The 13,612-nt window shown below is 56.5% G+C and carries 10 protein-coding genes and 2 tRNA genes; 8 read left to right on the top strand and 4 right to left on the bottom strand.

The annotated features are described in order from the left end of the window. The first annotated feature begins 140 nt into the window (after positions 1 to 140). The 7 genes from argH to ABLA28_RS07170 all read left to right on the top strand — a co-directional run bounded on the left by argH (position 141) and on the right by ABLA28_RS07170 (position 10,627). The gene (gene argH, locus ABLA28_RS07200) at positions 141 to 1,556 is read left to right on the top strand and encodes an argininosuccinate lyase (RefSeq protein WP_347713089.1); all 1,416 of its coding nucleotides are present in this window, start codon (positions 141 to 143) and stop codon (positions 1,554 to 1,556) included. A 215-nt stretch (positions 1,557 to 1,771) separates the two neighbouring features. Further along, positions 1,772 to 2,266, top strand: coding sequence for a hypothetical protein (locus ABLA28_RS07195; RefSeq protein WP_314718277.1), 495 nt, complete (start codon positions 1,772 to 1,774; stop codon positions 2,264 to 2,266). Between the two features lie 12 nt (positions 2,267 to 2,278). Then, a complete protein-coding gene (locus tag ABLA28_RS07190) occupies positions 2,279 to 3,313 on the top strand; it encodes a type II secretion system protein (RefSeq protein WP_314718278.1) in 1,035 nt (344 codons plus the stop codon). Continuing rightward, the gene (locus tag ABLA28_RS07185) at positions 3,310 to 4,038 is read left to right on the top strand and encodes a hypothetical protein (RefSeq protein ID WP_314718279.1); all 729 of its coding nucleotides are present in this window, start codon (positions 3,310 to 3,312) and stop codon (positions 4,036 to 4,038) included. Before ABLA28_RS07190 ends, ABLA28_RS07185 begins: the two co-directional genes overlap by 4 nt. A 125-nt stretch (positions 4,039 to 4,163) precedes the next feature. Continuing rightward, positions 4,164 to 7,886, top strand: a complete 3,723-nt coding sequence (locus tag ABLA28_RS07180; RefSeq protein ID WP_347713088.1) for a hypothetical protein — start codon at positions 4,164 to 4,166, stop codon at positions 7,884 to 7,886. A gap of 42 nt (positions 7,887 to 7,928) precedes the next feature. After that, positions 7,929 to 8,270 (top strand): hypothetical protein, encoded by a 342-nt coding sequence (locus ABLA28_RS07175; protein WP_347713087.1) that lies wholly within the window; start codon positions 7,929 to 7,931, stop codon positions 8,268 to 8,270. Positions 8,271 to 9,115: 845 nt separating this feature from the next. Continuing rightward, positions 9,116 to 10,627, top strand: coding sequence for an S-layer homology domain-containing protein (locus tag ABLA28_RS07170; RefSeq protein WP_347713086.1), 1,512 nt, complete (start codon positions 9,116 to 9,118; stop codon positions 10,625 to 10,627). A 106-nt stretch (positions 10,628 to 10,733) separates the two neighbouring features. Here ABLA28_RS07170 and ABLA28_RS07165 read toward each other — a convergent pair whose 3' ends face one another. From ABLA28_RS07165 to ABLA28_RS07150, 4 genes are all read right to left on the bottom strand, one after another. Beyond that, positions 10,734 to 11,009 (bottom strand): type II toxin-antitoxin system YafQ family toxin, encoded by a 276-nt coding sequence (locus ABLA28_RS07165; RefSeq protein ID WP_347713085.1) that lies wholly within the window; start codon positions 11,007 to 11,009, stop codon positions 10,734 to 10,736. Then, positions 11,006 to 11,278, bottom strand: coding sequence for a type II toxin-antitoxin system RelB/DinJ family antitoxin (locus tag ABLA28_RS07160; protein ID WP_347713084.1), 273 nt, complete (start codon positions 11,276 to 11,278; stop codon positions 11,006 to 11,008). Before ABLA28_RS07160 ends, ABLA28_RS07165 begins: the two co-directional genes overlap by 4 nt. Positions 11,279 to 11,595: 317 nt before the next feature. Beyond that, positions 11,596 to 11,670, bottom strand: a tRNA-Val gene (locus ABLA28_RS07155). Between the two features lie 63 nt (positions 11,671 to 11,733). Further along, a tRNA-Glu gene (locus ABLA28_RS07150) sits at positions 11,734 to 11,809 on the bottom strand. 235 nt (positions 11,810 to 12,044) lie between these two features. Here ABLA28_RS07150 and ABLA28_RS07145 point away from each other — a divergent pair. Then, the coding region (locus tag ABLA28_RS07145) for a M3 family oligoendopeptidase (protein ID WP_347713083.1) at positions 12,045 to 13,612 on the top strand (1,568 nt) is incomplete at its 3' end.

Below are 13,612 nucleotides of genomic sequence, written 5' to 3'. Positions count from 1 at the left end.
ACACTCGACTAGTCGTCGGCAGCGTCAGATGTGTATAAGAGACAGGGACGGGGACTGCGGCGGGGCGATGGCCCATCTGTGCCGGCGGGGCTGACGGGGTCGGACGCGGGTACGCGGGGAAGCATACGGAGGGAAGGCCGATGTGGAAGGGACGCTTCGAGGAGGACACCGCCCTGGTGGTGCAGCGGTTCAGTCAGTCTTTGGACCTGGACTGGCGGATGGCCGAACAGGATATCCGGGGCAGTATTGCCCACGTGAGGATGCTGGGGGCCGTGGGGCTTCTGGAGCCCGGCGAGGCCCTGAGGGTCGAGGAGGGGCTGAAACGCGTCTGGGACGAGATCCGCTCGGGCAGCTTCACGCCCTCCGAGCCGCTGGAGGACGTTCACATGAACGTGGAGCACCGCCTGACGGAGATCGAGCCCTCGGGGGCGCGCCTGCATACGGGGCGCAGCCGCAACGACCAGACGGCCACGACCGTTCGGCTGTACCTCAGGAACAGGCTGACGGACCTCGAGGGGGCGCTGCTGGATTTCCTGGGCGTCCTCCTGGACTGCGCGGAGCGTCATCGGCTGGTGATCGTCTCGGGCTACACGCACCTCCAGCAGGCGCAGCCCATCTCGTTGGGGCATTACTGGATGGCCTGGTTCGAGGCCTTTCTCAGGGACTGCGGTCGCCTCGAGTTCGCCCTGGACGCGCTGAACGAGTGCCCGCTGGGGGCCGGGGCGCTGGCGGGGTCGACGTTGCCCCTGGACCGGGAGATGACGTCGCGCCTGCTGGGCTTCGACCGCCCGACGCGCAACAGCCTGGATACGGTTGCCCAGCGCGACTACATGGCGGACTACCATCACTTCGCCTCGCTCTTCGTGGTGCACGTCTCGCGCCTTGCGGAGGACCTGACCCTCTGGAGCACGCAGGAGTTCGGTTGGCTGAAACTGCCGGACGCCTTCTGCACGGGGTCCAGCATGATGCCGCAGAAGAAGAACCCCGACGTCCTGGAGCTGGTCCGGGGCAGGACCGGGCAGGTGCTGGGGCACATGATGGACCTGCTCGTCACGCTGAAGGGCCTGCCCATGACTTACGACCGGGACCTTCAGGAGGACAAGCGCGGCCTCTGGGCCTCGGTGGGGACGGTGGAGGCGGTCCTGGCGGTCCTGACCCCGATGCTGGCGCGGACGGACGTGGACGCGGATGCGGCTCGGGCCGGCCTGGAGAAGGGGTTTGCCCTGGCGACGGACGTGGCGGAGTATCTGGTGCTGAGGGGCGTCCCCTTCCGCGACGCGCACTGGAAGGTCGGGCGGTTGGTGAAGCACTGCATCGAAAAGGGCAGCCGCCTCGAGGATCTGAGCCTCGAGGAATGGCGGGAGCAGATCCCGGAGGTCGGTCCAGACGTCCTGGAGCTGCTCTCCCTGGAGGCCAGCGTGAGGCGTCGGAACACCTGCGGCGGTACGGGCTTCGAGCAGGTAGCGCTTCGGATCGCGGAGGGACGGGAGCGCCTGTCCGAGCGGCGGCACGATCTGGACAAGAGGCGGAAACGCCTGGAGGAAAGCCGGCTCTAGCTTTTGGGCATGAAGTTGAAATAATGGTTCTTTGGACCTATTGACTATGATGCTTTTTATCTATAGTCTTACGAGTAAAGAGTATTGTCCAGCAAGAATGCCTTTGGCCGGAGGGTTGCTCTTGGAGGGATTATGGTAAAAAGTTGGGGTGTTTTTATTCAGCTTGAGAAACATCAATTGTCTTTAGTTCTCAAGGAGCAAATCGGAGGGATCATATGAACGGCAGGACCGTTTTGTTTATCTTTGCATTAAGGAGAAGGCGTAGGGCTTTTGCGTTGGGAGAGGCCTTGATTTTAATGATTGTTGTTTTGATTACGTTAGGTGGGATTTTTTCCAGCATAGGTTACAGTATGCGTCTGAGAGGGGCTGCTCAGACAGATCTTGATAGCTTCTTGACGGCTGAGGCATGGTTTGATGCTCTTGAAGCGGAGTCTTCGGAGAAGATCGGGAGTCAGTCTGCGCTCATTGCGGCCGCGCGGGAAGTTATTGAACATCTTGGGGGCGGAACTGTGGGTAAGGATCGTTTTTCTGTTGGAGGAACGATATTGACCCCCGTGTTCAGGGGGACTCGGGATGGAGTCCATCAGATTGAGCTGAAAGTGGACAGACCTGAAATGCGTAATAGTGGGACTGTGGCTTTTCTGCGAAGCTTCAATAGCAAAAGCTCGAATACTGTTCAAGATAACGTCTACAAACGGCGTGCCAAATAGAGGAGGATGTCGATGAGGCAGCGCGCGTTTTCTCTGACGGAGATCCTGATAGCTGTTATTGTTGTAGCCATTGTAGGAGGGGCCTTGGTTTCTGCTTTTTTCTCTTTTTCGCTTTCCTATTCTCATACGGAAGACTACACGACGGCACGTGAGGAGATTGAGAATGCCTTGGGGGCACTTTCCAGCCAACTCAGCAACGCAGGGCTGGGAATGCCGAACAATCGTGATGACAAAGGATCTTTTGCCGTCGCTTTTGCGAAGGGTGACAATGTCACTGTAGCTCCAGTTATGTCCTTGATGGGGAAGAAGGGCGAAGCTTGGGGCGGACCGATAACGGTGGCAACCGATGACTTGCCGGATGGAGCTGTTAAAACTCTTAATTCCGGTTATTATTCCGGTTCCGAGCTCTATTATGCTTGGGCTGTGCCGAGAAGTGGGCTCGTTAGTCCCGACTTCGGGAAGGCTATGAGGAAACCGAGCGGGCTTTCGACCTTTGAGAATTATGAGGTGCTCTCCGAAGATAGAGGTTACTGGTCCGGAGACAGTCTGCAGCTGAAAATGATAAGGGGGGGGGCTGCTGTCGCCAATGCAGGTGAATGGGTTGTTTTTCCATCCTTTGGGGCCCCTCTTTGGGTGAAGCAGAGTATGCCCAGTCACGCTACTGTTTTGGTTGCCCCGGGGGCTCATAAGGAAAAGGTACTCCTGGGGGGGCTCCTTTATGGATTGGAGGAAGCTCACTGTGTTCGTGCGGCGCGGCTGCGGGTAGCCTCGGGGGAACTGATTCAGGAGCTTTATGAGACTCCGCCCCAAGATCGGCCAAGCCGTGTGAAGGTGTTGGCTCGTAATATCGTTGGAGCATGGTTTCGTTTCAACCCTAAAAACCGTATCCTGAGTGTCAGTCTGGCGGCCAAGGGGTTGAATACTGCCGAGGCGAGGCATGCTTCTGGAAGACGTCCTCGGGGGTGGCCGATTGGGGCTCCCGATATCGTGGAAGGAAAGAATCACCGCATCTTGGTGGAGAGCATGACTTGGAGGATACGCAATTGAACGGACGGGCGAGAAAACGGTTTTCCCTGCGGGGAGGCGGGCGTTCGGGGTTCATTTTGGTGACGGCGTTGGTGATTATCTTTATAGGGGCGGCTCTTTCAGTGGGAATTCTCGTTCTGGCAAATTCCATGTTTGCGACGGATGCTGTGAACCGAGGGGACTACGAGGACCAGATTGATGTGACTCGTTTCATTGAGCAGGCTAAAGGTTTTATTGTTGCCCAGAATATTGCGTTGGTTAATAGGGATGAACCTGTGCTGCATGGGCAGGGCGGTACCTCCAATGACTATTTTGTGGCGTACAAATTGAGCGATCTTCAGGTTTGTAAACCTCAGGCTGTAAGGGACGCATTGAGTCAGGATGTCCCTCTGCGGGCCGGCATGGGGTTTAAGGGGTTTCAGCGAAGACTGAGGCTGCAGGTCTTTGATGCCAATTACAGGGTCAGTGACATTGAGTTTATGCCTCCACCGGACATGCATCCCTCGCTTTCTCCTGTCAGCAGGATTGGCGGCGGAAGTGGCGGATTGGATCCTTATGAGGTTGAGGGGGAGAGCGTGGACCCGGGGGTAAAGCCTGTCTCCGGCGATGTCATTCCTGCGGACTATTATAGAAATTATGGAGCTTATATAATTCGCGTGGAGGTATTCCGTGAGGGGCAGAGCACCCCTTTGCGCCGTACAGAGGAAGCGTTCTTCCAATTTGTGAAGAAAGGGGCAACCCCTTAAGTATATAGAAGTTATAAGAAAGCAGTCTCGCGTTATCTGGCTCCTCGGCTCGGCATCTGCATGGGCCGAGGAGTTTTGAAGGGATGAAGAGAGCCATGAAAAGGACGGATAAGGAGGGCTTTTCAATGACGTCTTTCTCGAGGGCATTTCGTTTATGTGTCTTGGCGTCTTTGTTTTTTTGTTGCGCTGCCGCTGAGGCGGCGCCCGAGCCAAGAGCTTTCTTGAAGACCGACTTTGCTTCGATAGTGCAGGTCAATGTCCCCCCCCCCAACGTATTGTTTCTGCTGGATACGGGGTCGCCTATGACCTTCTCGCCGAAGGGCATCATGCCGTTGATTACAGATGGCTATTCCGCGTGGCAACGTGGCCAATTGTTGAAAGAGTGTACTTATGGGGCCGGAGCGCGTCCAGCGGAGCATAACAATCCTTCGATGGCACAGAAGCTCTTGCGCTATGGCAGGGATCTGGACAACAGCAACAACAGGATCGGCGATCCGAATTGTTATTATACTTCCGACCCGTCGAGGCCTTATTTCCTGACGTTCAAGGACTCGGCGTATCATAAGACGTTGCCGGCAGGAGTCGGTGTGGGGACGGTCGTCTCGGGATATCCCAAGTATGCGGGCTCTCCCTATGCCCCGCAGCCTTTCAGCCCCAGTCAGCAGGTCTATGAACAGCTTGTTCCCAACGACAGCCGTATGTATATGATGAAGCTGGTGCTCTGGCGCCTGACGGATACCGAGAACGCCCGGCTTCTCTCCAACATGAACGTAGGGATGGCCACTAGCTACCAGGAGGACAGTGTTCAGGCAAACTATGAAGCGGACTTTTACAGGTATCCTCCGTATGGGAAAACAGGCAATTTGCCTTACGGTTCCGCTCCCGATTGGGCTGTAGGGCGGGAGGGAAACTACAGGGATGCGTATGCGGCTAAATGCGGAGTTTTGAGGAATTTTTATGAATATAGCAAGGGCACTCCTCAGTGGTATCGCGTTAACCGTGCTGTTCTGAAGGTCCCCTTTGATCGCTTCTACCAAGAGAAAGACGGAGTTCCCGGCCAATATGCCGAGACGGAGAACCTGAGGCGTTTCCGAAAATACATCGATGGCGTCGAGACATCCAATGGCGTTGAGTTCACCAACCCGGAGCTGTTTGCAGACGGGCAAACTCCTCTTTCCACCTCTCTCTACGGGCGTGATGGCGTTGGAAAAAATGACACGGCCGGAAATAGATTGATTCAATATGCTCCTCAAGTTATTGCTTACGGGTCAGATAAACTGAATCTGAAGGAGTATGTTGCAGCAAGCAATACAGAACAACTCGTCACGGGCCAGGCTGTGGGCAGTGCCATTGATTTCTTTGCTCCACGGGCTTCGGGCGGCCTCTCGGACGGCCTTGCCTTTTCCGCTGGTAAGGCAGGTTATTTCCCCGTCACGGGTAGCTGTCAGAGCAATTGGGTTGTCATCTTCACGGCGGGCAACGACGAGTCCAACGCTCCCAGGCCGGCTGCGGCTGCGGCACTGGAGCTCTATAGAAAAACGCAGGGGGCCGATAACCCCGTCCGGGGACGCAAATGGGACGAGACCTCGAAACAGTGGAGAGAACATCGGTATGCTATGGACAAAGGGGTTCGCACGCTGGTGGTGGGATTTGTCAATCCCAATGCAACGGACCCCAATTCCGTTAAATTGCGTAAATCTCTGAACGATATCGCAGCTCATGGGCAGCCCAAAAAGGTGGGGGGGCAATGGGTTAAGGACGAGACCAAGACGGCCCTGTTCGCCAACGACGTTCCCGGATTGCTCAAGGCCTTGAATGAGGTCTTTCATGAGATTGACGCTGAAAGTCGTCCGGCACCCTCTGGAGCACCTCTCATTAACTTGGATGAGGTGGGGGGGACCTCGGGAAAGCTGTTTAACGCCAGCTATACCTCCACGGCTCTCGATCAGTGGTTTTCTCGTTTTACCTGTAAAATTCTGAAGATTGACCCCGCGACGAATAGCACTCGAATTGAGGAAAAATGGGAAGCAGGACAGAAAATGCAGGCCGTTGGGCTGTCGCGTCCGCTCTACACATCTCAGGGAGCGGAGGGGGACATGTCCCAGACGGTCAAGAGATTGAAGGACTTGCCTTCATCCACTTTTCAGAGCCTTGCTCAAGTAAATTCGAATGTAGATGATTTTCGTGACTGGCTTATCGCTTTTTCCAGGGTGACCTCTGCGGATCCTACACCGCTTGGAGATATGCAGAGCTCCAATTTCTTGACTCTGGGGCCGGAGAGTGACGAGGTCGTCTTTCTTCATACGAACCGAGGAGTGCTGCACGCATTGGATGCCGAGACGGGAGACGAGATCTGGGGTTTTATCCCTCCGAGCGTTCTTCAGGGAAGGGCCCGGGTGATGAAGTACAAGGATGGCACGGGGGCATGGTACAACGGCGATGGCAAAGAGTCCCGAAAGTCCATGCCGGTGACGTTGTTGGACGGACTCCTGACGGATGGAATTATTTCAGGCGACCAGAAACATGTCTTGGTGGGAACCATGGGGAACGGAGGCAGCGGAATCTACGCTATGGATGTCTCGAGAGTTCGTCCTTCGCCCCAGTTCCTGTGGGCTGTAGATAACGTTCGTTATGAGGTGCCGGAGAGTCCTTCCTCCAAGGGGGTTCGACGTTGGGGGCTCGCCGCGGAGAGCGGTAACGGAAAAAATTTTGACTACGGCGATCTGGGGTTGACAATTCAAGCTCTGAATATTTGCAATATCTCGGAGGACTCTGGGTCAGGACGCACGGTCGGTATTCTGCCCGGCGGTGTGGGGTATAATCTTGGTGCGGATTCTCAGGGTAAGGCTATCTACGTCTTGGACCCCGAAAATGGGGAGATCCATAAAAAATTGGATGATTCTGCTTTGATTCGCCATATTGGGAGCCCGGCGCCGCTGGGCATGGCTGTGGCGCCGTTGACTCTTGTCAAGTTAAAGAAGGATAACAGGGTCTTGACGGAGTTCTTTACGGCGGATAGTGAGGGTAACGTACTCAGCTGTGATGTTGCGGGGAAAAAGGTCTCCAATTGGAAACTGAAGAGTCTTTTCCGCCTAACGACCGTGCCTGTGGACGGGATTCCGGGGGGAAAACCCGTGGCAATCCCCAAGGCGCTCCTGAAGCTCCGCAGAAAGGTGTCTAGGCAGTCGGCGCTGGTTGGTGGTACTTGCGACTTGTTGGCTCCGGGATCGGGGACGGATCCCACCAGAAAGGTGCACAACGACCAGCAGTTTATCTTCTGTCTGCAGTTGGAGCGGCTGACGGGCAAGGAGACGACCAAAGATTTGGTGGCTTTGACCGATCGGGACATCAACACCGTGTGGAATGATCCCGGACAGCTTTCTTCCGATCAGAAGGGATGGGCCCTGAAATTGAAAGCTGAGGACAAGCACGATGAGGCTGAGTTCGTGACCACATCGCCCTTTTTCTACGACGGGAAATTGATCGTAACTTCCTATACCCCTGAGAAAATCTCTCAGGATGTCTGTATCGTGTCCGAGAGGGGCATAGGGAGGATCTACACTTTGGATGTTGATACGGGCAGGTCTCTCGCAAAGCCGGTATCCTTGAAAAATGTCAAGGTTACGGGTGTTACGGGGGTGCGGGGCAGGATTCTTTTCTCCGCGGAGGAAAAACGCTCGGGGGCTATGAAGGAGGCTGCGGAGAAAAATCCGGAACTGCGTCTGCTGGGAGATAATTTGGCGGAAATGCGGTTGGCCAGAGATGGGGATCTGCCGCTGAGGAATGGAGTTCCCTATCTGGATTACTGGCGTGATTTTGATTCCGAGGCACTGCACGAGGTGCACTGATGATTTGATTATGAAAGAGAATGGAGAAAGGATGAATGGAGCATGCGAGCGAGCTGGATGCGTATTTTGCTGAGTTTTGTCGTAGGAATTTTGGCACTTGTTGCTTTGCCCTTGTCCGCCTATGCTGTGGCCGATGTGGAGCTCCTTGAGGTAACGGGTATCCTGGAGCGGATTGAGCCTGGGGCAGATGGGACAGAGGTTGTCACGCTCAATGTACACGGTAGGGAAGCCTCTGGTCCTATGGCTTCAGATTGTCGTTTTACGGACGAGCGAGGACAGCTGGTTGAGAAAAAAGAATTTCTGCGTCAATACAGGAAGCGGGTCGTTACCCTTGAACTGGAGGCAAAATCGGGGGCCGCGGTCTCGTGCCGCCTCGGCTCATGAAACTTGCACATTCCTTCCTGAGTCTTGTTCTAGCAGTGGTCGTCAGCGTGGACATCACGCCAGCGGCGCTTGAGTATTTGCTTCAGCAGGGATGGAAGGATGTTTGGGTTTCGGACGTTTACTACACCTGACCTAAGGGGGTTGATCTGCCCCTCGTGAAGGGCGGAATACCGTTAAATGTGGATTCAGGAAACTGGGAGATCGTGCGGACGGGGAAAGTGGCCGTCTATGTTCCCAAGGATAAAAATTATAAGGGAGATATTCCCCGGATCGTCCACTTTCGCAAAGACGACAACGATTGGGTGGGTGTCGCTAACGAGCTTTAGGTGTTTTGCGCTTTCGAAAAAATGATGACGGAACATGAAGCAGGCCTCCTCCTTTGGGGCCTGCTTCATGTTTACCTTGCCTGTTCGCTCATTTGTCCCATTCTGATGCGCTTGGCTGAATACTTAGATTTTTGTATTTACAATATCCTTTTGTAGGCTCATAGACTATGCTGAATGAGTCCTGAGGCCTATTCCATTTTTGATCGTTTCGTGTAATATACGTGATGATGCCTGTGTAGATTCCATGGCATCCGATAAAAGGCTTCCGATTCGATCGGCAGGAGCATTCCCGAGGGCAGGAGAGAGAGGTGCGGATACCCCCTGTTGCCATAAAGGACGAGAGATCGAATGGAGGGCGCCGGAAGGCTCGAAACTCAAAAGGCCCAAGGGGTGGGCAAAAAAGGAAACAAGGTCACTTTTGTGTTCCCCTTAAGGGCTTTCGGGGCATAGGGTCCGAAGGCGCGAGTAAAAGTCGATTTTCAGTGCATATTGACAAAACAATAAGGGGGTAACACAGTAATGAAAAAGTTTGCAGCAGTTGTTGCAGTTGCGGTTTTTGTTGCGTTTGCCGCTCCCGTTTTCGCGGCGACGAACCCGTTCATGGACGTTCCGATGAACCACTGGGCTTATGACGCGATCGGCCAGCTGGCCGCTCACGGCATCCTTTCCGGCTATCCGGACGGCACCTACAAGGGCAAGCAGCCCACCACCCGTTATGAGATGGCTTCCGCTCTGGCCCGTGCCCTTGCGGTCGTCGACATGACGAAGGCCAGCAAGCAGGATGTCGAGATGCTGAAGAAGCTCGTTGTCGAGTTTAAGGACGAGCTGGATGCGCTGGGTGTGAAGGTTGACGCTCTTGACAAGCGCGTTGCAGTTCTTGAGGATCGCTTGGGTGGATGGAAACTGAGCGGTTCCCTTCGTGTGGATCTTGAGAACAGGGACAAGGATGCTCCGGAATCCGATGGAAGCTCTGAGGTTTCCCGCTCGCGTCTGATTTTTGAGCGTTGGTTCGGCGACGAGGAGAACCCGATGCACTTCTTGGGGCGCTTGGACGGTCTGGATACGACTTGGAAGCGCTTCTATGTTGAAGTTCCTTTCTATTGGGATTCTACGTTTACGGTTGGCCGTTTCGTTTGGGACCTGGAGGACGAGTACTATGTCGACGGCGCCAGTGAGCTTCCGGCGACGGGCGGATTTGCCGGCTTGGATTCCTGGCTGACCGACCGCAGGACGGACGGGCTGGGCTGGAGCAAGGCGTTTGGGATGGGCACCGTTTACGCTTATGTCGCCCATCCGGAGCTGGGTGCTTTCCTCTATGATTCCAGCCTTGGAACCAATGCCGATGCGGCGTGGGGTGCGTGGGAGTTCCTTCTGATGGGCAAGCTTCAGTTCACGGAGCAGCTTGGCTTCGACGTCGGAGCTCAGGCCTTCCTTGGCGACAACGCCGAGCCCGCGGCTCCGGCAGTCAACAACTTCAGCTTCGACAACCTGTTGACGGTCTTTGCGGGTCTGCGCTTCAACTTCAACGACAACATCGCCCTGAAGGGGATCTTCTACTATCAGGACTACAACGCCGATGTCTGGAACGGCACGCAGTGGGTCGATGGCGACTACGACAGCGTCAATGCCTGGAAGGTCATCGTCGACGTGAAGCAGGAAGCCCTGAAGTTTACCAGCCTGTGGCTGGAGTACGGCCAGATGGACAAAGGATTTGTCACCCCTGTGGCGATGGGCGACGGCGGTTCGATGTTCGTGACGGACAGGTATGAGGACAACCACATCATGTGGGACGACCTCAAGTACTTCCGCATCGCGGCGGGCCAGGAGTGGAGCGAGAAGTGGGCCACTCACCTGTTCTACTACAACTACGACTTCGATCTGGATGCCACCGAGGACTTTAACGAGTGGGGGCTGGGCGTGCAGTACACCTACAATCCCAACGTGAAGTTCGGGCTGAACTACGTCAAGATTGACTGGGACAACAGCGATGACGACGATGTCATTCGCTTCCGTACTCAGGTGACGTTCTAGTTTCAAAAGTATGCTGTGAAAGAGGAGGGCTTCGGCCCTCCTCTTTTTTCTTGCTTGGATCTACAATGCCGTGAAGTCTGGACGATGGGTCGCAAGGAGTACTCGTTTAGCCGAAAAGCTCGGCATGACTGCCAAGACGGTAGAGGGTCAAGGTCTCCTCGCCTCGCTCATAAAGGAGCAGCCAGTCCGGAGCGACGTGACATTCCAGGCAGCCCGACCATTCTCCGATCAGAGCGTGTTCCCTGTAGAAGTCCGGCAGGGGGACATCCTGAGACAAGAGGTCGATGACGGACTGAAGAAGCTCTATATCGCAGGCCCCGGAACGGGAAGAACGCTTGTAATCCTTTCTGAAAGCCTTCGTCGTCAGGATGGAACGCGTCACGCTTCGTCCTCCCCGTCAAGCGCGGCGAACATCGAGGCCGCGCCGTCGAAACGTCGCACCCCAAGCCCCGCACGCCCGTCCCGTATCGCCGCGGCCGTCTCCTCGTTGGGGACATTCAGCTCGACCGGGAGCGCTCCGGTTTCGGCAACCGCCGTGAAAAATGCGCGGATGACCGCACTGGCCGACACTCCGCGACGGGCGAATACGGCGTCTGCCTTGTGCTTGATGTCCGAATCGATGCGGGCCCGGACGACGGAATCCATCTTCATGACAAACCCTCCCTTGAATAATGTGGCTACATTTTAACAAGCAGCAAATCGAGGCGCAAGGCGGCAGCGATGAGAATCCTTGTATACGAGCGGCAGGCGGGGATCGCCCCCATTTCCGGTGCGTACGCGGCGTTGCTGGGAAGTGCCGGGAAGGACAACCCCGCGCAGTAGGTATGAAAAGTACCTCGTTTTTTGAGCCTCCCCCCAAGCGCTTTGTTTTTTCTTTTAGCTTCTTGACTTGGAGAACACGATGCTTCAATAAAAACAAGGAAAATAAAAAAGGTTCAGGAAATAATTTCCTGAACCTTTGTCGGCGATGGTGGGTGGTAGAAGAATCGAACTTCTGACCTCTTCCGTGTCAAGGAAGCGTTCTACCTCTGAACTAACCACCCTTGAATAAAAAAATGACTGTAACACAAAAGGAAACTTTTCTTGCACGCCTACCATTGTAAAAATGGTAGCCCCAACGGGATTCGAACCCGTGTTTTAGCCTTGAGAGGGCTACGACCTAGGCCGCTAGTCGATGGGGCCATACCCGAGTTGATCGCAGGAATACGGTTAAAACACGCCTGTTCCGTTCCCCTTGACCAAAACAAGGGGAATGATACCATAGGGAGCCGGGGAGCGCAAGACAGCGGGAGCAAAAAACTTCTTCCCTTTGAAAGTTTTTCCTCGGAGAATCTAGGTTGGAGTTCGTTCCCCGAGAATGTTCGTGAGGTGCATGAGATTGCAGCGTACCGATTCCTTATCAAAATTCAAATTCAACGTGCCTTTGTTCGACGCAAAGGAGCCGGCGGGGGCCGGCTCCGTCCCGGAGCGCTCGGAGGTCCCGGAGCGCGACCGTTGGAATCTGGAGGCCATCTATCCCTCCGCCGAGGCATGGGAGGCCGCTTTTGCCGCCCTGGAGCCCAGGATCGAGGCCCTGGCAGGCCACGCGGGGCACCTTGGGGAGGGGCCGGCCGCGCTTCTGGCCTATCTGAGGGCGGAGGAGGCCGTGGCTCTGGAGCTGGGGAAGCTTTACGTCTACGCCAATATGAAGAGCCACGAGGACCTGCGCGTCACGCGGCCCATGGAGATGGCCGCCCGCATCGAGACCCTGGCGACGCGGCACGGAGCCGTCTGTTCCTTCTTCCGCCCCGAGGTCCTTTCGATCCCCGAGGCCGACCTGAGGCGTTGGATTGCGGAGGACGAGGGGCTGCGGCTCTACGACTTCCACCTTTCCGAGATCCTCAGGGAGCGGGCGCACGTCCTCTCCCCGGCCGAGGAGGGGCTCCTGGCCCGGACGAGGGAGCTCTCCGCCGTCCCGGAGAACGCCTTTACCCTCCTGACCGACGCGGACCTGAAGTTCCCCGACATCCGGGACGAGAAGGGCGGCCTGGTGGAGCTCTCCGAGGAGCGCTACTACCGGCTGAGCCGCTCTTCGGACCGGTTGGTGCGCAAGGCCGCTTTCGAGGGCATCCACGAGACCTATGGAGCGTTCCGCAACGCCATCGGCGCGCTTTACGCGGGCTCCGTGAAGGGCGACATCTTCTACGCCAACGCGCGGCGCTACAGGGACACCCTGGAGATGTCGCTGTTCGGCGACGACGTGCCGACGTGCGTCTACGACAACGTGGTGGATACCGCCGTCCGCTTCGCGCCCCTCATGCACCGCTGCGTCGCGCTGCGCCGGCGCGCCCTCGGGCTCGACTCCGTGCATTACTACGACCTCAACGTCCCCTTGTCGGACGAGCCCCTTACCGACATTCCCTACGAGGAGGCCTGCGATCTGGCGGTTCGGGCGCTGGAGCCGCTGGGGCCGGACTACGTCGCCAACCTGAAGCGCGGCTTTGCGGAGCGATGGATCGACGTCCGGGAGAACCGGGGAAAGCGCAAGGGGGCCTATTCCTGGGGATCCTACGGGACGAGCCCCTACGTGCTTCTGAACTACAACGGTACCCTGCGGGACGTCTTCACGCTGGTCCACGAGATGGGGCACTCCCTGCACTCGTGGTACTCCCACGCCTCCCAGCCCCAGGTCTACGCCGACTACACGATCCTGCTCGCGGAGGTCGCCTCCACCACCAACGAGGCCCTGCTGCTCGGGTACCTGCTGAGGCGAAGCGGGACGGATGCGGAGAAGAAATGGCTCTTGAACTATTTTTACGACATGGTGCGGACGACGTTCTTCCGGCAGGCGATGTTCGCGGACTTCGAGCGGCGTACCCACGCCCGGGCCGAGGCGGGCGACGCCCTGACGCCGGAGTGGATGAGCACGCTGTGGGGCGAGCTTAACGCGCGATACTACGGGCCGGAGCTGACGATCGACCCCGCCCTCTGCGCGGAATGGGCCCG

Source organism: uncultured Fretibacterium sp. (assembly GCF_963544685.1).
Taxonomy (GTDB): domain Bacteria; phylum Synergistota; class Synergistia; order Synergistales; family Aminobacteriaceae; genus CAJPSE01.
This window is presented reverse-complemented; position numbering and strand designations above follow the sequence as displayed.